The organism is Rossellomorea aquimaris (genome assembly GCF_020171925.1).
GTDB classification, from domain to species: domain Bacteria; phylum Bacillota; class Bacilli; order Bacillales; family Bacillaceae_B; genus Rossellomorea; species Rossellomorea aquimaris_F.
The window spans coordinates 504,325-528,991 of record NZ_JAIVAR010000001.1; the positions used below are offsets into that span (position 1 = coordinate 504,325).

21 protein-coding genes are annotated in these 24,667 nt (G+C 43.1%); 10 read left to right on the plus strand and 11 right to left on the minus strand.

Features of this window, described 5'->3' with window-relative positions; translation table 11 throughout:
• Window positions 1-57 precede the first annotated feature (57 nt).
• The 10 genes from LCM10_RS02505 to LCM10_RS02550 all read left to right on the plus strand — a co-directional run bounded on the left by LCM10_RS02505 (window position 58) and on the right by LCM10_RS02550 (window position 12,913).
• Window positions 58-1,347, plus strand: a complete 1,290-nt coding sequence (locus LCM10_RS02505) for a purine/pyrimidine permease (protein WP_224874394.1) — start codon at window positions 58-60, stop codon at window positions 1,345-1,347.
• A gap of 4 nt (window positions 1,348-1,351) precedes the next feature.
• Window positions 1,352-2,692, plus strand: a complete 1,341-nt coding sequence (locus tag LCM10_RS02510; protein ID WP_224874396.1) for a hypothetical protein — start codon at window positions 1,352-1,354, stop codon at window positions 2,690-2,692.
• A 1-nt stretch (window position 2,693) separates the two neighbouring features.
• Entirely contained in the window at window positions 2,694-4,037 is a 1,344-nt protein-coding gene (locus LCM10_RS02515) for an aromatic amino acid lyase (RefSeq protein ID WP_224874398.1), read from the plus strand.
• A gap of 94 nt (window positions 4,038-4,131) precedes the next feature.
• The gene (locus LCM10_RS02520; RefSeq protein WP_224874400.1) at window positions 4,132-4,542 is read left to right on the plus strand and encodes a CoA-binding protein; all 411 of its coding nucleotides are present in this window, start codon (window positions 4,132-4,134) and stop codon (window positions 4,540-4,542) included.
• Window positions 4,543-4,814: 272 nt separating this feature from the next.
• Window positions 4,815-6,791, plus strand: coding sequence for a DNA topoisomerase IV subunit B (gene parE, locus LCM10_RS02525; RefSeq protein WP_318247464.1), 1,977 nt, complete (start codon window positions 4,815-4,817; stop codon window positions 6,789-6,791).
• A 3-nt stretch (window positions 6,792-6,794) separates the two neighbouring features.
• Window positions 6,795-9,227 carry a DNA topoisomerase IV subunit A gene (gene parC, locus LCM10_RS02530; protein WP_224874403.1) on the plus strand — a complete coding sequence of 811 codons (2,433 nt, stop codon included), beginning with the start codon at window positions 6,795-6,797 and terminating at the stop codon, window positions 9,225-9,227.
• Between the two features lie 303 nt (window positions 9,228-9,530).
• Window positions 9,531-10,958 carry an alanine/glycine:cation symporter family protein gene (locus LCM10_RS02535; RefSeq protein ID WP_224874404.1) on the plus strand — a complete coding sequence of 476 codons (1,428 nt, stop codon included), beginning with the start codon at window positions 9,531-9,533 and terminating at the stop codon, window positions 10,956-10,958.
• A 107-nt stretch (window positions 10,959-11,065) separates the two neighbouring features.
• The gene (locus tag LCM10_RS02540; protein WP_224874408.1) at window positions 11,066-11,851 is read left to right on the plus strand and encodes a hypothetical protein; all 786 of its coding nucleotides are present in this window, start codon (window positions 11,066-11,068) and stop codon (window positions 11,849-11,851) included.
• A gap of 48 nt (window positions 11,852-11,899) precedes the next feature.
• Window positions 11,900-12,367, plus strand: coding sequence for a staygreen family protein (locus LCM10_RS02545; protein WP_224874410.1), 468 nt, complete (start codon window positions 11,900-11,902; stop codon window positions 12,365-12,367).
• 84 nt (window positions 12,368-12,451) lie between these two features.
• On the plus strand, window positions 12,452-12,913 hold the full coding sequence (locus LCM10_RS02550; protein WP_224874412.1) for a PH domain-containing protein: 462 nt from the start codon (window positions 12,452-12,454) through the stop codon (window positions 12,911-12,913).
• A 389-nt stretch (window positions 12,914-13,302) separates the two neighbouring features.
• Here the strand turns inward: LCM10_RS02550 and LCM10_RS02555 are convergent, their stop codons facing one another.
• The 11 genes from LCM10_RS02555 to LCM10_RS02605 all read right to left on the minus strand — a co-directional run bounded on the left by LCM10_RS02555 (window position 13,303) and on the right by LCM10_RS02605 (window position 24,546).
• On the minus strand, window positions 13,303-14,073 hold the full coding sequence (locus tag LCM10_RS02555) for an LAGLIDADG family homing endonuclease (RefSeq protein ID WP_224874414.1): 771 nt from the start codon (window positions 14,071-14,073) through the stop codon (window positions 13,303-13,305).
• A 235-nt stretch (window positions 14,074-14,308) separates the two neighbouring features.
• Window positions 14,309-15,100, minus strand: coding sequence for a serine hydrolase (locus LCM10_RS02560; RefSeq protein ID WP_224874416.1), 792 nt, complete (start codon window positions 15,098-15,100; stop codon window positions 14,309-14,311).
• Window positions 15,097-16,101, minus strand: a complete 1,005-nt coding sequence (locus LCM10_RS02565) for an ABC transporter ATP-binding protein (RefSeq protein ID WP_224874418.1) — start codon at window positions 16,099-16,101, stop codon at window positions 15,097-15,099. Before LCM10_RS02565 ends, LCM10_RS02560 begins: the two co-directional genes overlap by 4 nt.
• Window positions 16,098-17,027, minus strand: coding sequence for a C40 family peptidase (locus tag LCM10_RS02570; protein WP_224874420.1), 930 nt, complete (start codon window positions 17,025-17,027; stop codon window positions 16,098-16,100). The genes LCM10_RS02565 and LCM10_RS02570 overlap by 4 nt, the downstream gene beginning before the upstream one ends.
• Before the next feature lie 16 nt (window positions 17,028-17,043).
• The gene (locus tag LCM10_RS02575) at window positions 17,044-18,129 is read right to left on the minus strand and encodes a mandelate racemase/muconate lactonizing enzyme family protein (protein ID WP_224874422.1); all 1,086 of its coding nucleotides are present in this window, start codon (window positions 18,127-18,129) and stop codon (window positions 17,044-17,046) included.
• Entirely contained in the window at window positions 18,126-19,067 is a 942-nt protein-coding gene (locus LCM10_RS02580) for a S66 peptidase family protein (protein WP_224874424.1), read from the minus strand. Before LCM10_RS02580 ends, LCM10_RS02575 begins: the two co-directional genes overlap by 4 nt.
• 78 nt (window positions 19,068-19,145) lie before the next feature.
• On the minus strand, window positions 19,146-20,765 hold the full coding sequence (locus LCM10_RS02585; RefSeq protein ID WP_263621358.1) for a peptide ABC transporter substrate-binding protein: 1,620 nt from the start codon (window positions 20,763-20,765) through the stop codon (window positions 19,146-19,148).
• A gap of 35 nt (window positions 20,766-20,800) precedes the next feature.
• Window positions 20,801-21,814, minus strand: a complete 1,014-nt coding sequence (locus tag LCM10_RS02590) for an ABC transporter ATP-binding protein (RefSeq protein WP_224874426.1) — start codon at window positions 21,812-21,814, stop codon at window positions 20,801-20,803.
• Window positions 21,815-21,820: 6 nt separating this feature from the next.
• Window positions 21,821-22,774 carry an ABC transporter permease gene (locus LCM10_RS02595; protein ID WP_224874428.1) on the minus strand — a complete coding sequence of 318 codons (954 nt, stop codon included), beginning with the start codon at window positions 22,772-22,774 and terminating at the stop codon, window positions 21,821-21,823.
• Window positions 22,774-23,706 (minus strand): ABC transporter permease, encoded by a 933-nt coding sequence (locus LCM10_RS02600; protein WP_224874430.1) that lies wholly within the window; start codon window positions 23,704-23,706, stop codon window positions 22,774-22,776. The genes LCM10_RS02595 and LCM10_RS02600 overlap by 1 nt, the downstream gene beginning before the upstream one ends.
• A gap of 15 nt (window positions 23,707-23,721) precedes the next feature.
• A complete protein-coding gene (locus LCM10_RS02605) occupies window positions 23,722-24,546 on the minus strand; it encodes a M55 family metallopeptidase (protein WP_224874431.1) in 825 nt (274 codons plus the stop codon).
• Between the last annotated feature and the right edge of the window lie 121 nt (window positions 24,547-24,667).

Here is a 24,667-nt window from a genome sequence, read left to right on the forward strand (position 1 = left end):
ACCGAATTATGGTAAAATGAAATCATTCTACATAAAGGAAATGAAGGTGAAATGTATATGCATCTTATACTGTCGGCGCTCCAATGGGTGGCTTTCATGATCGCAGGTTCAATCGCTGCTCCCATTGCAATTGCTGATTTGTTTCAGTTGGATCCAGCAGAAACGGCAGGGTTCATCCAACGAACGATCTTTGTCTTAGGTGCCGCTAGCCTTATACAAGCTTTGATTGGTCATAAGTTGCCGATCAATGAAGGTCCTGCCGGGTTATGGTGGGGTGTTTTTGCCATTTATGCGGGTTTTACAGGGACTCTTTACAGCAGTCATCATGATGTATTGACGGTGTTGCAGGGCGGTATGATCATAAGCGGCATCATCTTTTTTATTTTGGCTTCGACTGGTCTGTTAAAAAGACTGACCTCCCTCTTCACCCCTACCATCACGTTCATTTACCTAATGCTACTGATTTTGCAGTTAAGTGGTTCCTTCGTGAAAGGGATGTTTGGAATCAATGGTGAAGAGGCTGCAATCCAACCAATGGTCCTTTTGGGAAGTTTTTTGACGATCTTGGTCGCGCTATATTTCTCTGGTCATCGAGTAAAGTGGGTTCAGCAATATTCCATCATACTTGCGTTAATTACCGGCTGGTTGATCTTTATCATAATGGGACTCAGCGGAAGTGTTACTGTATCCAGCTCTTGGTTTGCATTGCCTGAGATCTTCGCATTTGGTGCACCGAGATTCGATGTTGGTGTCATCGTCACATCCATATTCATCACCTTTTTGTTAACGACGAATATGATTGCTTCCATCAGAGTGATGGAGGAAGTGATGAAATCTCAAGGAAAGCCTGTGAATGAACGGTATACAGAGAGTGGGTTTGCATCCGGGATCAATCAGATGCTAGGTGGGATTTTCTCGGCCATCGGTTCGGTTCCGATTTCAGGCTCCGCTGGGTTTGTTGCAGCGACCCGTATGTATAATGTCTTTCCTTTCATAGCAGGAAGCGGCATCATCATCATCTTCAGCCTCATCCCTAATGTGATGAATGTATTTGCCAGTTTACCGGCACCAGTCGGTTATGCCGTCACCACGGTGATCTTCATCAAGATGGTGGGACTTGCTCTCGGGGAATATCAGAAAGAGCAGCACTTGGAGCGTACCCATTTTGTCGCAGGGATTTCTTTGATAATCGGTGTGGGTGCGATGTTCGTGCCAGCTTCTGCTTTTAAAGATCTACCGGTCGTCGTAGCTTCTATACTGAACAACGGCCTGATACTTGGAACGATGACGGGGATTGTGGTTGAACAGATTTTAATGAAAAAATATGCTTATTCGAGGAGAAGGTAGATAAGTGAACTATTTATTTGTTGCGCCATTTTATTCTCATTTAAAATTAGATACTTCAAAAATTAAACACCGAGAATGTGAATTCGAAAAAGTTAAGAACAATTTTATAAAAAAAAATTATGGTTCCTTCCCGTGGATAAAAGGGGTGGACAACTCTAAAAATGAAATGAAGTTTCAGAACATTCAAGAAGATGCGAATAAAGATAACAATATTGTCTTTAGAATCGATACTGAGCATTTGATTGAATCAACTTTGACGAAATTTAGACATAATAACCCCTCGATTGAGTTTAAAGCAATAAATTCTGAGTTGATTATCTTTCATTATGGAATATCTAATTTAGTTTTAGAATTAAGTATTGATGATCACGATCTTGAATCGGAACGTGTTCAAGACTTTTCAAATAAGTTAATGACCTTTGTCGTACAAGAGTTATTCAAGTTACATCTTAAAGAGTTATTTGTAAAGTTTGTTAAAGAACTCAACAATGATTTTATCCATATAAGAAATCATGAAAAAATGTTAAATTTACATCCCTTAATTGACCATGTAGTTCCTTTATGGGTGAATAGAACATTATTGATTGATGATGGGACAGATATTTACGGTTTGAAAACACACATATTGAATTGGTTGGCATTAGGTGGTGGTGAGTGGACAGAAGTTTATGAAACTCTTCAAGAAGATGGTAAATTCTTGAACTGGGGTCATAACATCATTATCCAAAAGAAAGAGAATGACCAAAAAAAATATATTATTGAAGCGATACATCTTTGCCAATATTATTATTCAGTTTTAGAAATGTTTAATAATGAACTCACAGAGCTTATAGGAAAAACATTTACGGACCGCAGAGACCATGGAAGTATAAAGAAGTTGAGAAAGAAACTTAATAAACTTATCTTTAATGTTAATTTTTTTATGATTACTATGGATGAAGAATGGTTTAATGTTCAAGGACAGAAAAAAGTCTATTTAAATGATTTAATCAAAAAGTGGAGAATTGATCGATTAAAAGAAATGATTAATAAAAAGGTCGCTTATTGTCAAGAGAAAGCAGACGATATAAATAATACTTTAGTGAAAAGAAATCAAACCATCTCAGAAATAATCTTATTTGCGATAGGTGGAATCGCATTAGTGGACTTTTTCACTTCGGTTTCACAGTTCTCATTCGCAATAAGGAGTAATTCCAATCATATTGATTATGAGTACTTTAATCTTCCTGGAATCTTGGACCTAGCATTGAAAGTTGCTCCTGATGGAATGATCTTTTCAGGATTTATCATTTTATTATTTTTATTCTCCCTTTACTTTACATTTATAAATAGGAGTAGATCATAAAGTGAAAAAGCAAACACTACACCAATTACTTACACATATAGAAAACAGCGAAATTCCAGAGGACTGGGTAAAATCTGTGAAATTGTTAGAAAAAGAATACAACCAAATAAAACATGTAATTAATCGACCCAATCCACCTAGAATCTATGGTTTAAATACACTTGTTGGTCACCTAGATGATCAAGATTTGTCACATGATAGCTTAATAAGTTTTCAAAACGAATTAATCAATAATCATTCCATAGGGATAAACGAATTTTACGATCCTTTCATAGTAAGGTGTATAAATTATGCCAAGGTTCAAAGCATTAGCATGGGGGGGACAGGAATTAGCCCTGATCTATTTAAAAGAATAATTCACTTACTAGAAGAGGGATTCATTCCACGTGTTCCAAGGTTAAGCAGCTATTCCTGTGGAGATGTCATTCCTGGAGCTCATTGGGCAAGTGAAGTATTATGCAATTTGAATTTGAGAAAAAAATACACATTAAAGCCTAAAGAAGGTTTATCCTTGATCAATGGGAATTTTGTACATATTGGATATTCTGTGGCAATATCCAGTCAAATGTTGAAATTGTTTAAAAGGATTATTCTAAATTCATTCAAAGTGATTGCACTTTCTAAGTCTAACCCTTCAAATTTTAAGTTTATAGTCAATCAAACTTCAAACCCCTATCTTCGAGAAACATTTAAAACTATGATGAAATTTAGTAACCAGCAAAAAGGGATTTACAACGTACAGGATCCAGTGTCCGTCAGATCTATTCCCCAAATGATTGAAGCTCTATTGAATGGATTATCTCAATGGAAACAAAGTATTGAGGTACAGTTAAATCAAAGTTCTGATAACCCTTTGTTTGATCGTAAAGATGAGGCATTTTATTCTCAAAGTAGTTTTCTGGCATTGGACGTTTCTCTTCAGGCGAGTAAATTAATAGAAACCATATTAATGGTTTGTTGGAATATCGAACGAAGAATTCACTATCTTCTTAGTGGGAGAATAAATAATATTCCACAAAATGGGGCTAGTGAAGACGAACATTTGGGGTTTATTCAGCTACCTAAACTAGTAACAGCCATGGTGGAAGAAGTGAGAATGAAGGTAGGTAGAAGGACTTTTGCTTCGGGTTCGTCTACATCATATGGGATAGAAGATTTCTGGTCATATGGAGTCATTAATAATAACCAATTAGAAGAGTTAATTAAAACTACGAATAAGATATTAGAAATCGAAGAAAATCTAATCGATAAGTTGAATGATAAATTTAATGTCGTAAAAACGAAAGAACTCTACGAGGCCATCGAGGAACTTGATTCAATCGAATTTAATTACAAAAACATTTAAGTGAAAATTTCGACTGAAATAGAGGAATTGCTAAGATAAATATAGAATAGGACTTTAGAACGCATACATAGAACTTCAAAAGGCGGTGCACGATATGATAGAAAATCCATCCCGAGAAGAAATGGGACAAATCTTGAAGGAAGCGAAGCGCATTGCGGTTGTCGGATTGAGCGACAATCCAGCGCGAACATCCTATTCTGTGTCCAAAGCCATGCAGGATCAAGGGTACGAGATAATCCCGGTCAATCCGACCATAGACTCGGCACTAGGTGTGAAAGCGGTGGCTTCGTTGAAAGACATTGATGGCCCCGTTGACATCGTCAACGTGTTCAGGCGTCAGGAATTCCTGCCGGAGATCGCAAAAGAATTTGACCAGATTGAAGCTACTGTTTTTTGGGCACAGCTTGGCGTCGTGAATGAGGAAGCTTTTTCATATTTGAAGGAGCGGGGATATACAGTGATTATGGACCGCTGTATTAAGGTTGAACATGCTTTAACCAAATAAATCTCACAGAGGCAAGCGGCGATTCCCGCTTGTTTTTTTTCGGATAAGACTCACCTTTAAATCGGAGACGGACCCTTCTTATCAAGGGATTAATCAGAAAATTTGATTTGCGAAATTGAAATAAAACGCTACAATATAGCATAGTGGATTACCTTGAAATGCGAAAAAACAGGTAACCGAACAAGTGTTCTTGTGTTATAGTAAAGGGTAGAACACAGAAGTCCGATCTTTTAGTTGCAAATCGGACAGTGAAGTTTGAAAGGGGAATGTGCGTGGCCAACCAGACAAAGTCAATGGCTTATAATGATGATGCAATTCAGGTTTTGGAAGGCTTGGAAGCCGTCCGTAAAAGACCTGGTATGTACATTGGATCCACCGACACCAGAGGGTTGCATCATTTAGTATATGAAATCGTAGATAATGCAGTAGACGAAGCACTAGCAGGCTTCGGTAATGAAATCACAGTAACCATACATAATGATAACAGTATTTCCGTACAGGATAGAGGGCGTGGTATGCCGACTGGTATGCATAAAATGGGGAAACCGACACCCGAGATCATCTTGACGGTCCTTCATGCAGGTGGGAAATTCGGACAAGGGGGCTACAAGACGAGCGGCGGACTGCACGGCGTCGGTGCATCTGTCGTGAACGCCCTTTCCGAGTGGCTTGTCGTTACGATCGAGCGGGACGGAACCAAATATGAGCAGCGCTTTATAAAAGGCGGCAAACCTGAAACGACTCTCGAGAAAATTGGCAAAACAAAAAAATCAGGTACAAGAATCCACTTTAAACCGGATGCTGAAATTTTCAGTACGACCACTTATAATTACGATACGTTGTGTGAACGGTTAAGGGAGTCTGCATTCCTTCTTAAAGGATTAAAGATCGAAATAATAGATGAACGACATGAGCAAAAAGAAATATTTCACTATGAGAGCGGGATTCAAGCTTTTGTCCAATATTTAAATGAAGAAAAAGACAGTCTTCATCCTGTTGCGTTCTTTGAAGGGACGAATCATAGCATCGAAATTGAATTCGCGTTTCAGTTCAATGATGGCTTTTCTGAGAACATCCTGTCCTTCGTCAACAATGTAAGAACGAAAGACGGAGGCACGCATGAAGCTGGTGCGAAGACGGCAATGACAAGGGTATTTAACGAATATGCCCGTAAAGTCGGCATCCTTAAAGACAGGGATAAGAATCTGGAAGGAACCGATATCCGTGAAGGGCTCGCTGCCATCGTATCCGTCCGTATACCGGAGGAACTCCTGCAATTCGAAGGTCAGACAAAAGGGAAGCTCGGTACAAGTGAAGCAAGATCCGCAGTGGATTCCGTTGTTTCAGAACATCTTCTTTACTTCTTGGAAGAAAATCCGGATACCAGTTCTCTTCTGATTAAAAAATCAATCAAAGCGGCACAAGCTAGGGAAGCGGCACGAAAAGCACGTGAAGATGCACGCAATGGTAAAAAGCGCAAGCGTTCCGAAACGGTGCTATCTGGGAAATTGACCCCTGCACAATCGAGGAATCCTCAAAGAAATGAACTTTATCTTGTAGAGGGTGATTCCGCCGGTGGTTCTGCCAAACAGGGACGTGACCGAAAATTCCAGGCCATCCTGCCGCTTCGGGGGAAAGTCATCAACACGGAAAAAGCTAAGTTGCAGGACATCTTCAAAAATGAAGAAATCAATACGATCATCCATGCAATCGGCGGTGGAGTCGGTCCGGAATTTAATGTGGACGACATCAATTACGACAAAATCGTCATCATGACGGATGCAGATACAGATGGGGCACATATACAAGTTCTTCTGCTTACCTTCTTTTACCGTTATATGAAGCCGCTTGTTGAAGCGGGTAAAGTATATATCGCCCTTCCCCCACTATATAAAGTGAGCAAAGGAACAGGGAAGAAGGAAAAAATTGAATATGCCTGGACGGACGAAGAACTTCAGGGGGCAATCAAGAAAATCGGAAAAGGATACATGATCCAGCGTTACAAAGGTCTTGGTGAAATGAATGCAGACCAATTGTGGGAAACCACCATGGACCCTGAAACGAGAGCATTGATCCGTGTAAGGATTGACGATGCAGCCCGAGCAGAGCGAAGAGTCACCACATTGATGGGTGACAAAGTCGAGCCTCGCCGGAAGTGGATTGAAAGCAATGTTGCATTCGGTTTGGAAGAGGACGGCAGCATTTTAGAAAACGAAAACATCACGGTCCAAGAGCAAGAGGAGGGGTAATACATGACAACGGTAGAACGATATCAGGATTTGCCTCTTGAAGAGGTCCTTGGAGACCGTTTCGGCAGATATAGTAAATACATCATACAGGAACGTGCATTACCAGATGCACGGGACGGATTGAAGCCCGTACAAAGACGGATTCTTTACGCTATGTACGTTGATGGGAACACACAGGAAAAAGGATTCAGGAAATCCGCAAAGACCGTCGGTAATGTAATCGGTAACTATCATCCTCATGGGGATACATCCGTTTACGATGCGATGGTGCGTATGAGCCAGGACTGGAAAGTGCGAAATTTCCTTGTGGAAATGCACGGGAATAACGGTAGCATCGATGGGGATCCCCCAGCGGCGATGCGTTATACCGAGGCAAGGCTTTCGGCAATTTCAATGGAATTGTTACGGGATATCGACAAAAAGACGGTAGAATTCATTCCTAACTTTGACGATACATCCAGTGAACCAACCGTCCTTCCTTCCCGTTTTCCGAACCTGTTAGTGAACGGTTCCACTGGGATTTCCGCAGGCTACGCCACTGATATCCCACCGCACCATTTGGGTGAAGTGATCGATGCAGCCATCATGCGGATTGAAAAGCCTCAATGTACTGTCGACGATTTAATGACGGTCATGAAAGGCCCTGATTTCCCGACTGGCGGGATCATCCAAGGCGTGGATGGCATCAAAAAAGCTTACGAGACTGGCAAAGGGAAAGTGGTTGTGCGAGGAAAAGCTGAAGTGGAGGATATCCGAGGCAGCAAACAGCAAATCGTCATCACTGAAATACCATATGAAATAAATAAGGCGAACCTCGTAAAGAAAATGGATGAATTCAGAGTGGATCGTAAAGTTGAAGGAATCGCCGAAGTGCGGGATGAGACAGACCGTGAAGGGTTGCGCATCGTCATTGAATTGAAAAAAGATGCAGATGCAAACGGTGTCCTGAATTACCTATATAAAAACAGTGATCTTCAGATTTCTTATAACTTCAATATGGTGGCCATTCATAATCGCCGTCCAAAGCTAATGGGTCTTCAAGGCTTGCTGGATGCGTATATCGAGCATCAAAAAGAAGTCGTGACGAACCGAACAAAGCATGACTTAGCGAAAGCAAGCGATCGCCAGCATATCGTTGAAGGTTTGATGAAGGCGTTGTCGATACTGGACGAAGTGATTGCGACCATCCGCGCATCAAAGGATAAAAAGGATGCAAAGATCAATTTGATCGATCAATACGGATTCACTGAAGCGCAATCGGAAGCGATTGTCAGCTTGCAATTATACCGACTGACGAATACCGATATCACTGCACTTCAAAATGAAGCGGAAGAACTTCAGAAACTGATTGCTGAATTAACGGCGATCCTTGAAAGTGAAAGCAAGCTTTTGAGTGTCATCAAGAAAGAGTTGAAGGCGATCAAGAAACAATTCGCTGATGCACGAAGAACAAAGATCGAAGCCGAAATAGAGGAAATCAAGATCAATCTTGAGGTGTTGGTTGCCTCTGAAGACGTGATGGTGACCGTTACAAGTGATGGATATATCAAACGTACGAGCCTCAGATCATATTCAGCGTCGAACGGCCAGGACCTTGCAATGAAGGAAACGGACAGACTGCTGGCTCAGTACGAGATGAATACGACCGATGTTCTCCTTGTGTTCACGAATAAAGGGAACTATATTTATTGTCCGGTCCATGAGCTGCCTGACATCAGATGGAAGGATCTCGGTCAACATGTAGGGAATATCGTACCGATCGACCGGGATGAACAAGTATTAAAAGCGATTCCGATCAAGGAATTCAATGAAGAGCAGTACCTCTTATTTATCACAAAGAATGGTATGACGAAGAAATCAGAGCTTTCACAGTACAAAGCGCAAAGATATTCACGACCGTTAGTCGCAATCAACCTCAAGGGGGACGACACATTAGTGGATGTCCACCTGACAGACGGGAAGCAAGAGCTCTTCCTTGCAACTCATATGAGCTATGGCCTATGGTTTGCGGAAGAAGAAGTAAGTATCGTCGGCCCAAGGGCTGCCGGTGTAAAGGGGATAAACCTTAAAGACGACGACTACGTGGTCTCTGGTAAAGTCATAACCGATCCTCAGAAAGAATATGTTTTCCTCGCCACTCATCGTGGTGCCGTGAAAAAAATGAAGCTTTCAGAATTTGAAAGGACCACTCGTGCAAAACGAGGCGTCATCATGCTCCGTGAGTTGAAATCGAACCCTCATCGAGTAGCAGGCATTGACATCGTAAAAGACGTGGATCACATTGAACTGATCAGTAGTAAAGGCAGAACAGAAAGCGTCGCAATCAATGATCTACGACCGAATGATCGATATTCCAATGGATCATTCGTCCTTGATGAAGCGGACAGCGGTCCTGTAGTGGAAATTTGCAAAAAAACGATCGAGAATAAAGAATGAATGAAAGACTAGGGGAGGTCCCCTAGTCTTTTTCTGTTATGAGGACTACCCAGATTACAGAAGTAGGAGGCATGGTGTGAAAGCGGTTACGGAAGATGATGTGTATATAGAATGAATATCTATACGGAATTGTTGTACAATCTTAAGGTCTGATTGTACAACTTTTAATATTTTTTCATTGGTATACTATTTTGTATTTGATAGAAAATTATTTCTTTGATAGATTAAGTAAGTGTCATGAAGGGTAAACATACGTAGATTCAAACATTTACATTTTATTACAACCAGAAGGGGGATATATGTATGGAGCTATTTAATTCAATCCTTGGTACGTTGAATGATTTTATGTGGGGATATATATTGATTGCAGGTCTTGTCGGCCTCGGTCTTTATTTCTCACTTCGTACAAAGTTCGTCCAATTCCGTTATATTGCCGAAATGGGACGACTACTTACTGATAAGACAACTGTTTCTTCCAAAGGGAAGAGAGGTATATCCTCTTTCCAGGCATTCACTATCAGTACGGCATCCCGAGTTGGTACAGGGAATCTCGCCGGAGTTGCAACAGCCATTGCCGGTGGTGGACCAGGAGCGGTTTTCTGGATGTGGCTGATCGCATTGCTTGGTGGAGCGACCAGTTTCATCGAAAGTACGCTTGCACAAATTTACAAGGTCAATGATGGAAAAGACGGATTCCGCGGTGGTCCTGCCTATTACATGGAGAAAGGTCTGAATGCACGCTGGATGGGAATCCTATTCGCCATCATCATCACATTCTGTTTCGGTTTGGTGTTTAATTCAGTGCAATCCAATACGATCTCACTTGCCATGGAAGGAGCCTATTCGTTCGATCGTTTAACGACGGGGATCATTTTGGCGGTTCTGACTGCTGTCATCATTTTCGGAGGGATCAAGCGAATTGCAAATGTCACGCAGATCCTTGTTCCGGTCATGGCGATCCTGTATATCATTTTAGCACTTTATATCTTACTTACTAACATCACACTGCTGCCTGATATGTTCGTACTGATCTTTGAAAGTGCGTTCGGACTCAGGGAAGTTGTCAGTGGTGGTGTCGGTGCAGCCATCATGCTCGGGATCAAGCGAGGCCTCTTCTCAAATGAAGCCGGTATGGGTAGTGCACCGAATGCTGCAGCATCTGCAGGCGTTTCACACCCGGTCAAACAAGGGCTCATCCAGACACTTGGCGTGTTCACGGATACGCTGATCATTTGTACTGCAACGGCCTTTATGATCATTCTTTCAGATCAATATACGACAGGGATCGATGGGATCCAGTTAACACAGGCTGCACTCAGCTTCCATGTAGGTGCATGGGCGGATACGTTTGTAGCAGTGGCGATCTTCTTATTTGCCTTTAGTTCAGTGATTGGGAACTATTATTATGGTGAGACGAATATTGAATTCATCAAGTATAGTCCTGTAGCCCTCTTCATTTATCGTCTTGCCGTGATCGGAATGGTCATTTTCGGCGCTGTGGTCAAACTAGACGTTGTTTGGGGAATGGCGGACCTATTCATGGGTCTCATGGCTGTCATCAACTTGATTGCCATTACACTACTTGCTAAGATTGCGCTTGCCGCATTAAAAGATTATCGTGCCCAAAAGAAAGCCGGAAAAGATCCAGTGTTCTACTCCAACTCAATCGAAGGGTTGAAGGGGATTGAATGCTGGGATGAAAAGCCGGGTACGAAAAGTGGAGAACAATAAGGTTCAATGACTTAAGGCCAACTCTTTGAAGAGTTGGCCTTTTTTACATACTTTTTCCTGAATTGGTGATGATAGTAGTGAATCATCTTACCGAGGAGTGGACCATAATGCGTAGAGAGCTATTGTTTGCTTTTGGTGCTTTTTTTATTTTATCTTTACACGCCATTGCAGGAAATTTTTCAGAAGAAGTGGAAGAACAACCTAAAATCAATCAAATGACAATAAAGTCTTATTTCAAGGATGTAACCGGTGATGGAAAAAGGGATACGATTGAATTAATGGCAGTCCCATTTTCACCTGACGCACTATTTTTAAAGGAGATCTGGGCTGAAGTCAAAACATCGAATGGCAGTGAAATCAGAATCGACTACGATTCTGGCTATGAGCCCAAAATTGTGTTTGTCGATTTGAATCATGACGGAATCAAAGATCTTCTTTACTCAGCAGCCACAGGAGGGAGCGGAGGGCTTTACAATATGGATCTCCACACTCTTGCAGATAATAAGTTACTTGACCTTGGTTTGCCTGACGAGCCCACAATCCAAGGACAATTTCAAGAAGAGTATAAGGCAGCCATCACCTTTACAGACACCAACCAATCCTATACGGTTGATCTAAGCGATCGGAAGGAAGATTATGAACGGCTAGGGATCTATACAGAAGGTCAATTAAATGAACCGATGGAATTGATGATACTACCTACGTCCTTTTATAAGCCTACAAGGATACAAGATAAGTCCGGTAAAGGGTTAAAAGGATATCAGCAGATAAGCGGTGCGTACAAAGCCGACGGAATAGGGACCGCAGTCTCATATTGGTATTACGAAAATGGGAAATGGACATTGATCAAAATAAACTGGCATGAGGAAGATAGGCAGAAGCACAGAAGGTAGGCGATTGACATATAGTATCATAAGCCCAATTGTGAAGGAGGCTTATGGATGAGTGAATTCAACCCTGAGAAACTGTCTGTTACGTATTTGCCGCCCGCATCGATCTTTTATCCCGTAGATAACAGAAAGTACACATTGACTCATTCCGATGCTACTGGTGATTTATTCTTGAGTATTGGCTGTCATTATGATGTAGAGAAAATCAATGGACAGATGAGAGACGAAGTTTTAGGGGAGTGGCGCCGTGAACAGGGGCAATATGCACTTTTCGGAAAAGTGTATGTAAGCGGTGGGGAGTTTGATGAAAGGCTGTCAAAAGTCCGCTTCATGATCTTTAAAAAAGAACTCCCGCTGGCACTATCAGCAATCGTGAATGGGGACCGGGGATATTATACGTACTATCCTTGGCTTCTTGATGCACCAATTTATATTTATTTTGAATCTGTATTTGATGAATTTAATCAAGTGATCTACTTTGGGTCTCCTAGACAGTACTTAGTAAAACAGAAAGCATAAAGAGGCTTTGCTCTTTATGCTTCTTTTATGAATGAATCTTTTGGATCCCTTCATTCGTAAATAAAGTCAGAAGGAGGGGCTCTTATGAGGTTTTATTCGAAAAAAGGAAAGATATTGTTCCCTGGACTTTTATGTGTATTGATTTTAATGGCCGTTTCAACGTTATCCCCATTTCTTGAATGGGATCTATTGCAACGTATTCCGGGAGCGGATGATGCTGATCGTGGCTCATGGATCATTGCGATACCGCTGATGCTACTCATCATCTGGTTGATTGCTTCAACGTATTATGAAATCCAAGGAGAGGTCTTGAAAGTGACAGCAGGACCAATACGATATACCATGTCGATTCACACGATCAGAGCGGTAGAGGCTTCGAATAATCCGATTTCAAGCCCGGCGTTGTCGCTAGACCGGTTAAGAATTACGTATAACCAAAACGATCGGGTGCTCATTTCACCGAAAGATCAAAAAGCATTCGTGGATGAACTGATGAAAATCAATCCAGCGATCAAGGTAAGGTTAAAAAATGAAAATAAGAGATAATTATGTAAACTAGAGTCAATATGGGCAGGGTGGCTGGAATAAAGGATCCGTTGAATTCATACTGATTTTTTTATGAGGATACTTTAATGAAACCAACGCAATGCCTGAGTAATGAGTATTTACGGAGAAAATAATGTTGATTAAATTGTTTGAGTAAGGATTATAGTTGGCTTGATCAAGTTAATCAAGTTTGGATATTAATAAAGAAAAAAACTGATCAAAACGAAAATTTTTAATTTTGTCTCATTATTAATAGTATACTTTTGATATGAGACTAGAATCGTGATTTTTATTTAGGTTCCTAGAATAAGTATTATGTAAAGTTGTAAATTAAAAAAGAAAACACGACCTCCCTCTTATTTACGAATGCCATATAGAAAAGCAGGCTTTCAAAACTTCTTGAAAGCCTGCTTTTCTATAAACCTTTTGTGTTTTGCTGGTATATATAACCCTTTAACGTGATAAATCCATTCGGCAAATTTAGTGACAGTTTCATATCCTGTGATGTAGATACGGTGATACTTACTAAATGATTTTAACCTAGGCTCTAAATCAAGAGTAACAAATATGTTGTATAAGGCTTCCGTGAATTCTAACGAACCGGATACAATACATACACAGTTTCTTTTCTTGTAAATGCTGCCATCACCATCAAAATAACCTCTAACAAAATGGCTCAAAAAAGGTTTTGGAATAGAAGGAAGTTTAAGATTCAATGATTTATTCGGTTTTATGCCATGGATCTTGATTAAATCATCTTTCATTACTTTGCTATGGATATTCAAAATGTATACTCCTGTCTTGGGATTCTGAACGAATGGATGATTGGAATTCAACTCTATCTTGATTTGTTTTAATATTTCAATGTCTTTTTGTGAGAAACTAACCGAGGATAAATCTCTATTGATACATCCATCTGCAGCAAAAAATCCAAGAATATAAGCCATATTATTCGACCAGGTCTTAAAGTAGTGCTCATTGACATCATATTTGCGCTTCCAGCTGCCTTTTGCTCTTCTTTTTACATTATGTTTTCGCAAGACTAAGTTTACATAACGTACCGAAACATTTGCAAGCTTTGCTATTTCCACTGTTCTCATGCCTTCTTCGTATCGTTTAACCATCTCTTCAGCTTCTAAGGTGCATTTCTTATTTGCCATGATCAGCACCACCTTATATATGTGTTAATTCCATTGTACGAACATTTGTTCTTTAGCGCAATTTTTAGCACTTTCTTTTGAAAAAACAAGCTGTTTGAGTTCGAATTAAGGAATACCTGCCTTTTTTAGATCAATTTGCCTACAATCAAGAAAAAACGGTTCTCTTGCATATCATTAGATGCAAGAAAACCGTTTTTTATATTACGTTCCTCGTAAATCATAAAAGAGTTAGTCTTCACTCCTTTACGTATTCTTTCATCAGATAATCATTCAGGCATTTCCCTATATCCACCAGCATCCTGCTCCCTATTTCGTTGTCACTGAGACCATCAATCAATACAGCTGTATAGAACGTATGTTCTTTGTGCCGGAAAATGGCACAATCATGCTCGACCCCCGGTAATTCACCTGTTTTATTCCCTACATCGACAAAGTCCCGGTTCACTTTTGCAGGAAGCTTTTGATTGAACTGCTGGTGATGGAGCATTCTTGACATGGCGTCACGGCTAGTCGGATGAAACATCTTTCCATGATCGATCGTCTTTAAACAAGTAAGAACATCCCGTGCAGACGTCACATTATTCTTTCCGGAGCGCAGCGCTTCAAAATCCATCATTTTACGATTCAACTGTGTTTCCTTCAATTCAAGGAATTCACAGATCTCCTTGATGGAATCCATTCCTATGCGGTCGATCAAAAGATTGGTTGCCGTGTTATCCGAGACGATGATCATGAGCGTGAGCAAATCATGGATCGTCACCTTTGAATGCTGTGATAAGTGACTAAGAATCCCTGCTCCACCCACTTTTTCTGGTAGTGGGACTGAAATGACCTCGTCTGGATTCAATAACCCCTCTTCTATCTGACGGAAGCCTTGAAGTAATATAGGTAATTTGATTAAACTGGCAGCAGACACCTTTTCTTCGGAATTTATACGAATGGAGTGATCTGGAAGGTCGATGGCCATTGTGACCCGACCTTCCCCATCCTCAACAATCCTTTGTAATTCGTGTTCTAGATTCGTCATTTTGTTGCCGCTACTTCATCATGATCTTTTCGGATCTGTTTGTCATACAGGTGGCATGCCACATAGTGGTTTTCCTCTACCTCCTGCCATTTCGGTACAGTCGTCGCGCATGCTTCCATTGCAGCAGGACACCTGGTGCGGAACACACAGCCGCTCGGTGGGTTCATGGCGCTGGGTATTTCCCCTTTCAGTATGATCCTCTCCCGCTCATCCTCTATGTCCGGATCTGGAATCGGAATGGCTGAGAGCAGGGCTTGTGAATAAGGGTGAAGAGGCTTTTTATATAAATCTTTGCTGTCTGTCAACTCGACGATGTGCCCAAGATACATGACACCGATTCGATTACTGATATGCTTGACCATAGAGAGGTCATGTGCAATGAAAAGAAACGTAAGCCCCTTTTCTTCCTGAAGCTTTTTCAATAGATTCACAATCTGTGCCTGTACGGATACATCAAGTGCCGAAATCGGTTCATCTGCAATGATGAATTCCGGGTCGAGCGCCAGCGCACGGGCAATCCCGATCCGCTGCCGCTGTCCGCCGCTGAATTCATGGGGGTAACGGTTTGCATGATCACGATTCAGTCCGACATCTTCGAGCAGCTGATAAATCCGTTCCGCCCGTTCTTTTTTATTTTTGTATAATCCGTGTGCTTCCATCGGCTCAGCGATGATTTCACGGACGGTGGAGCGTGGATTCAGTGATGCGTAGGGATCCTGGAAGATCATCTGCATCCTGCTGGAAAATGAACGTTTCTCTTTCTCCGTCATTTTATGAACGTTACTCCCGTTGTATAGAACGTCTCCTTCAGTGGCTTCATAGAGGCCGATGATCGTCCGCCCGGTTGTTGATTTTCCGCATCCTGATTCACCGACAAGCCCAAAGGTTTCACCCCGGTAAATATCAAATGAAACATCGTCAACTGCCTTTAAGACCTTTCCCTTTTCAAGAGAAAAGGTTTTTTTGAGATTCCTGACTTCAAGTATCTTTTCCCTTGTCATGAAGCATCCTCCGTCTCCTGCCAATAGCGTCGCGCTGCACAAAGTTCCTTTTCATAATAGGTTCCTTGGATTGTGATGACTTCAATGCTCTTCCCAGTGTTCGGCGAGTGGATCATTTTTCCGTCACCATAGTAGATTGCCACATGGTGGATGCTACCTTTGCCTTCTTCATAAGCAAAAAATAAGAGATCACCAGGTTTGAGATCAGTCAGTAATACCTCTTCCCCTTCCTTAGCCTGGTCGCCGGCGTCCCGTGGAATGACGTAACCATTGGCTTTACACATGGAATAACTGAATCCTGAGCAATCGAACCCGTAGCTGCTCATACCACCCCATAAATAAGGCAAGGCAAGGAAAGCTTCGCCGGACTTCACAATATCGCTTCCGCTCCCTTTACAATCCTTAACGGCATCGGTTGAAATAGTAACATCCTTCCGCTTTACATAATTGATTCCCATTGGGGTTTTGACTTCAAGCAGCTCCCCTTCTTCGCTGGTCAAGGGCAGAGAGGTAAGGAAACTTAATTCTAGTACTTTTTCCTTTTCTCCCGTTAACAAATCCGCGAACTTGCTCGTGACAATGGCAAATGAACCTGCGTGTCTCATCGATGAAGCTGGTTTCTCCAGCTGGACGGAAGGTATCCACCCCGGGTATCCCCGCTCATCCTTTGACGATGCCTGATCGAGTACGATCACATGGGACCAGCCTTCTTTCTCTTCGAGTACGAGTACTTCCTGACCGAATAAAGCCTGTGATTGGATACGGTTCTCATCACAGAGAGCGAGCCTTGTTTCATATGTAAGCGAGTCCAGCCATTTTGTGATGTTGACACGATTGGTTACAGCGGGTGCATCGAGTGGCCGCGCTGATTCAGGTGAAGTCCATACAGTTGCCACCGGGACGTTTACTACGGCTATATTGTTCATAGGGTTTCCTCCAATGTTATGAATGTAATTGTACTGTTTTCACTCCAAGACCGGGTGCCTCAGGGAAGGTGATCGTTTTTCCTCGGTAGTGAATACCGCCAGCAAGGATATCATTAGACAGCATTAGTGGGGCATCAAAATCATACCGTGTGATATTCTTCTTGCTTGCTGCAAAATGGGCTGCAGCTGATATTCCGAGCCGGGTTTCAATCATACTGCCCACCATGCATTCAACTCCGCAAACCTCGGCCATGCTGTTGATCTTTAGTGCCTGATAGATTCCGCCTGCTTTCATCAACTTGATGTTGATCAGGTCCGCACTACGTGTCTTCAATACTTGAAAGGCCTGCTGTGGTGTGAACACACTTTCATCTGCCATGATGGGTGTATCCACATTGTCGGTAACCTTTTTCAGCCCTTCGAGATCATGGGCGGGGACCGGTTGCTCGACCAATTCGATTTGAAGATTTAAATCTTCCATTTTTCGTATCGCACGTACAGCTGCTTTTGCTTCCCACCCTTGGTTTGCATCGAGTCGGATCTTTACCCCCTCCCCAATCACTTGACGAATGGCCTGGATCCGTTTGATATCTGTGCCAATCTCATCTTTACCTACTTTGATTTTCAGTACATCAAACCCGCGCATACTGTAGAGCAAGGCATCCTCAGCCATTTCTGCAGGGCTGTTCACACTGACGGTATAGTCTGTTTCGAGTTTGTCCCTGTATCCGCCAAGATATTTGTAGAGTGGAAGTTTACTATACTGAGCCAGGCAATCATAGATGGCCATGTCGACGGCGGCTTTAGCACTGTTGTTTCCTACGAGAAGCTTATGCATATCCTGGAAGACTGATTCATGGTCTAATAGGTCTCTTCCAACCAATGATGGCTTCATCACATCAAGGATCGCTGATTCGATGCTCTTTAGGCTGTCTCCGGTGATGACCAGGGTCGGCGGGGCTTCCCCCCAGCCGTTGATGCCGTTGTCACAGATAAGCTTCACCCCAATGCCTTCTGCCGTATGCACCGTTCGCAAGGCAGTCTTGAACGGAGTATGCAGGGGTACAGACATACGGAATGTTTCGATATGTACAATTTTCATAGTGATTCAACCTCTTCCTTTATGCCGCTTTCGACAGTGAATGACTTTCTATAAGTATCAATCCTGCCCATTGAGCCGACAGGAAGGGCAAGACTTGGGGATGAATGACCGATATAGAATCCCTTTAGAGCAGGCTTTCCTGCTTTTTTGATATACTCATCAAGCAAATCATCCAAGGAGAGTGAATCTTTTCGTTTATCGGGTTCACAATTTTTGAAATCACCGACGATGATTCCTTCTGCTTCCTTGAATTTCCCTGCCATCATGAGCTGGTTCAGCATGCGGTCAACTTTGTAAGGCTCTTCATCGATTTCTTCAATGAATAAGATCCTCCCCCTGGTGTCAACTTCATAAGGCGTTCCCAATGTACTCACTAATAAAGTCAGATTCCCCCCTATGACCGGGCCTTCTGCCTTGCCGTCCACGATGGTTTGGATAGGGGACGTTTGCTGAGAAAACTCCAACCTTTTACTCTCAAATAACTGTTGAAAGGTTTCTTTTGTTTTTTCATCAACATCCTGTAATCCGATATCAGAGCTCAGCATCGGTCCGTGAAAAGTCACGAGTCCCGTTTTCTGATGGATGGCTGTATGTAAAAAGGTTATGTCACTGTATCCCCAGAAGATCTTCGGGTTCCTTGCAATCAACTCATAGTCCAGTTGTGTTGCAAGACGACCCGTACCATATCCCCCGCAGGCACATATGATTGCTTTAACATCCTGATCACGGAACATTGTATGGATATCTTCGAGCCTTTCATCGTCTTTCCCTGCCAAATAACCGTATGTATGATGGACGTTCGACCCCATCTTTACGACAAGCCCCAATCCTTGTAAAAAAGAAAGGGCATTCCTAAGTAGTTCCTGTTTCGGTGGACTTGCAGGAGCAATCACCCCAACCGTGTCTCCTCGTTTTAACATAGGAGCTTTTATGACCATGATCTTTCCCCTTTCAGTAGAAAAAGAGGGAGGAGATTCTACTCTGAAAGAATCTTCTCCACTCCGCTTTCATTCATCTTATTTTTTTTCTGCCCATTTCAATTCCATATATCCGACCGGATGACGGACGATTCCAGATACATCTTCATCTTGTAAGTAAACGGAATTATAGAAGTGGATCGGGATGATCGGCATGTCTTCCATCAGGATCTTCTCAGCCTTATACATTAATTCAAAGCGCTTTTCTTCATCTGCTTCATTCTTTGCCTGCTTGATTAGGCTGTCATACTCTTCATTGCTCCATGCAGTGCGGTTCATGGAATGCCCTGTTTGGAAGTTTTCAAGGAAGTTGATCGGATCCCCGTAATCGGCAAGGAAAGAGCTTCGGGATAATTGGAACTTCCCTGCTTTTTGCTCATCCTGGAATACGTTCCATTCCATATTCGCCAGTTTCACATCAACACCAAGGTTTTCCTTGAACATCTGTTGAAGTGCTTCGGCGATTTTTTGGTGCGTGTCACTTGTACTGTAGGTCAATGTGACTTCAGGAAGCTGCTTGTAGCCTTCTTCTTCCATCCCTTTCTCCAGCAGTGCTTTTGCTTCATCTACATTTGTTTTGACAAGGTCTCCGCTCGTTTCACGGAAATCGTTACCGGAAGGATCACTGAATCCGCTTGCTACGAAACCATATGCTGGCTTTTCTTTATTCTTTGTGACGAAGTCGACCATTTGCTGTTGATCGACAGCCATCGCGAATGCCTTACGGATGTTTTTGTTCTGGAACGGTTCTTGTTCGAGGTTGAAGCGGTAGAAATAGGTTCCTGCCTGGTCTTCTACATTCACTTTCCCTTCTTCGAAAAGCTGTTTACTTAAGTCGGCAGGTACATCTGACGTATCGAGTTCACCCGTTTTGTATAGTTGATAATCAGTATTCGAGTCATTGACCATTGCCCAGTTGACTTTATCAAGCTTTACTGATTTTGCATCCCAATACTCTTCGTTCTTCTCCATCACGAAGTGGCTATCATGTTCCCACTCCGTCAACTTGAATGGTCCATTTGCAACAAACGTGTCCGCTTCTGCGTACCATTCAGGGTTTTCTGTTGCCACTTTTTCATTGATCGGGAAGAAAGCGGGGTTGGAAATGACACTCAAGAAGTACGCTTGAGGACTTGTTAGCGTCACTTCAAACGTTTTTTCATCGACTGCCTTGACCATCACGCCATCCGCTCCGCCTTCACCATTATTGAATTCTTCACCACCCTCGATGAAATACCCGAGGAATGCAGCCGGAGAACCTGTTTCTGGATTTAATAGGCGCTTCCATGCAAACACGAAATCACCGGCGGTTACATCATCACCGTTTGACCATTTGGCATTATCACGAATGTGGAATGTGTATACCTTCCCATCTTCAGACACATCCCATTTCTCGGCCATCGCCCCTTCAGGCTCATGATCCTTGTTTAAGCGTGTCAGTCCTTCCATTAAGTTGTTCAATGCTGTCCATGAATAAGAATCAAAACCGATTGGCGGATCGAATGATGTCGGTTCTGCTCCATTGTTTAAATAGAGCACCTTTTTTCCATCCTCTTTCCCGTCTTTGCTTGAGTCACTGCCTGCATCCTTCGTTGCCGTACAGGCTGCCAACACGAATAATAGTAAACCTGCGAGAAACACTGATAATACTTTTTTCATTTTCTTCCCCCTCATTATTTTTTTCTATCACTCTATCAGCGAATGGTATAGCTGATAGTTGAAAGCATCGCTTTTGCCCGTGGGTCCTGTAGCCAGCAATCCACATGGTGGTCACTTGAAAGCTCCGTCTTGACGGGATACACCCTGTCGCAGACTTCCATGGCCGACTCACAGCGGGCTGAGAATGGACATCCGACCGGTGGTGAAAATAAATCAGGCGGTGTCCCCGTGATCGGCGTTAGGTCCGCTCCATCAAGGTCTAGTCTCGGAACCGATTTCAGTAAGCCTTGAGTATAAGGGTGCTGCGGCTTATAGAAGATCTCTCTTCTCGTTCCTTCCTCGACGATTTTTCCTGCATACATGACTGCGATCCGGTCTGCTACCTGAGCAACCACCCCTAGGTCATGCGTGATCAAGATGATGGAAACGCCCGTCTTTTGTTGGACTTCCCTGAATAGCTCCAGGATTTGGGCCTGGATCGTCACATCAAGGGCAGTGGTCGGTTCGTCTGCTATCAGCACATCCGGCTGACAGACGAGGGCCATTGCAATGACGATCCTCTGTCTCATCCCTCCGCTGAATTGATGGGGGTACTGCTTCAGTCGTTCCTCTGGGTGTGGGATCCCGACAAGAGAGAGCATTTCCATCGCTTTTTGGGACGCTTCTTTCTTTGGAATACGTTCATGCTGTAAAATGCCTTCCATGATTTGTTCCCCAATGGTCAACGTTGGGTTGAGGGCTGTCATCGGATCTTGAAAGATCATCGAAATATCCTTCCCTCTGACATTTCTCATTTCTTTTTCAGATAAATGCAGTAAGTCTCGTCCCTTAAATAAAATGGAACCATCTGTTATCCTGCCTGGTGGGTCGGGGATCAGTCTCATGATGCTCTGGGACGTTACGCTTTTTCCACATCCTGATTCACCGACGATGGCGAGAGTCTCGCCCTTATTCAATTGAAAATTCACTCCCCGGACGGCTTTTACCTCTCCTCCGTAGGTTGTGAAGGATACATGTAGATTCTGAACGGATAATACACTTTCATTCATGGATGATTACCTCCTAAGCTTAGGATCAAGAGCATCCTGAAGCCCGTCACCTAGTACGTTAAATGAGAACATCGTCAATGAAATAAACAATGCAGGGAAGAATAGTCGCCACCAGTAGCCTGATAGAATCGTAGATAATCCATCGTTGGCCATGACGCCCCAACTGGCATAAGGTGCCTGGATCCCGAGTCCAAGAAAGCTTAAGAATGCCTCGGCAAAAATGGCGCTCGGTACCGTCAGGGTCATCTGGACGATGATCGGTCCCATCGTATTCGGCAGCAAATTTTTACGGATGATCCTCGCCGTTTTCGTTCCGAACGTTTTCGATGCCAAGATGAACTCGTAATTCTTGATCTGAAGAACCTGCCCGCGGACAATCCTTGCCATCCCGATCCAACCTGTGACCGTCAAAGCCACAATGATCGTGGACAGGCCAGGACCCATGACGACCATCAATAAAATGACAACAAGCAAATATGGCAGGCCATAAAGGATCTCGACGATTCGCATCATCACGTTATCCGTCTTGCCGCCTTTGTATCCAGCGATTCCTCCATAAATGATGCCAATCACAAAATCGATCAATGCCGCCATGAAACCTACGAATAAGGAAATTCGCGCACCGTACCAAGTACGGGTGAAGACATCCCGTCCTAAATCATCAGTACCGAACCAATGTTCACTCGAAGGAGGCAAGTTCTGACTCGCAAGTGTCTGCTTTGTGACATCATGCGGAGAGATGATTGGTCCAATGATGGCCATAGTGATCAACATCGCGAGAAAGACGAAACCGAGCATCGCCAATTTATTTTTCAGAAGGCGGAGCCATGCATCCTGCCAGTAGGACAGGCTTGGTCTCACGACAGCTTCAGCCTCTTCCTTATTTTTTTCCCGAGGGATGAACCATTCATCAAGAACCTCACTAGTGTTGTTAGTATGATGATGTTGAGGTGCTCCCATCATTTCGCCTCCTTCTTATGCAGTTTGATGCGTGGGTCAAGGAAGCCGTAGGCGAGGTCGACCAGGAAAAGCATCACAATCAAGAATGCACTATAAAAGACCGTTGTTCCCATAATGACTGGGTAGTCACGCTGATTGATGCTCTCGACAAAGTACTTCCCCATCCCCGGTATGGCAAAAATCTGTTCGATGACGAAGGTTCCTGTCAATATGCCTGCAGCCAGGGTACCGAGGACGGTCACAACCGGAAGCAGTGCGTTACGCAGTGCATGCTTGATGACGATCTTCAGCGGTGACAAACCTTTGGCTCTCGCTGTTCGGATGTAATCCTGTGTCAATACTTCGAGCATGCTTGAACGCGTCAGACGGGCGATGATCGCCATCGGTCCTGTCGCGAGTGCAAGCGTCGGTAGCACCATATGCTTCCAACTCGTCCAAGTGGCAACGGGCAGGATCCCCCAGTTGACGGCCACCTGTTGGATTAAAAGTGTGGCCATGACAAAGTTCGGAATGGAGATTCCGAGCACTGCAAATGTCATCGCCATATAGTCAATCATGCGGTTATGCCGAAGAGCAGCCAGTATGCCGAGTAAAATACCGGATAGTACGGCAATGATCAGGGTGATCATCCCTAATTCAAATGAAATCGGGAACCCCCTACCCAATAAGTCATTCACGGTTTGTGAAGGCTGGGTGATGGAAGGTCCGAAATCAAGGGTGACGAGGGATTTCAAGTAAAGAGCGTATTGCACCAACAATGGTTCATTCAGGTGATAATGAGCTTCCAGGTTTTTTTGGACCATTTCACTTGTGTTCCTTTCTTCGTTGAACGGTGAACCTGGTATCGCATGCATCAGGAAAAACGTAAGAGTGACAATCAGCCACAGGGTAATGACCATGGCTGTAAGCCTTTTCAATAAGTATGTACCCATCAATTTTCACACTTTCTAACAGAATGTCGTTTTCATTGCCAGTTCGGTCATGACAACCATCGCCCGGTAAGCCTCCAGAATATCCTTTGCCTGGAAGCGGACAGTTGTCGTACCCGGCTCGAGGACCGTACCGGGCATCATACTTGCCCACTCAGCCTGTCCGTAATTGGCGAACTCGATCCTGAGAACCGGGTGATCAGGTGGAGTAAGCGGCTTTACATTTTTCCTATTCGACAGGGCTTCCTCCGTTTTTTCATTTAATAACATCTGGGATTTCGCTGGGGTCAAGCTTGACGCTACAGAACGGGAAATGGTTTCCTTTACAATCGCGGTTGTCACATTTGGTATTAGGCTCTCCGCTTCAAGCGCTGCTTGATCGTCACCCGTGACAAGCAGGACGGGAACACCATAATACCCTGCAACATACGCATTGAACCCCATTTCCCCTATAGGTGTATCATTTATGTACATATGCCTTACACCGAAGATCATCGAATGTGACATTACCCCCTTCATCGAGGCTCTTGCATGATACCCGACAAAAAAAGCACCTTGAAACGTTTCATCCAGTCCCTGTACCATTGAAAATGGTTTGACTCCGCCGGATATCAACCTCGTTTCAGGATGCAGTTTCTCAATTATGAGGTTGTTCATTTGAGAATGACTATCATTGACAAGCACATGATTGCAGCCATTTTCAAAAGCCGCATGGATGACAGAGTTGGCTTCCTCTGTCATGATGATTCTTCCCCGTTCATAATTATGCATCGAAGAGTTCACATGAGTTTGATCGACCAACCCCGTGATTCCCTCCATATCGACAGACATGTAAATATTCATATTTAGTATCACCTCCTTCATAGGAATAAATGTTTAAATTTTCTTAATATTATAGATATTAATTTCGGTTATTTCAATACCAATGACGACAAAAAGGAATTTATTCCTATTTTTATTAATT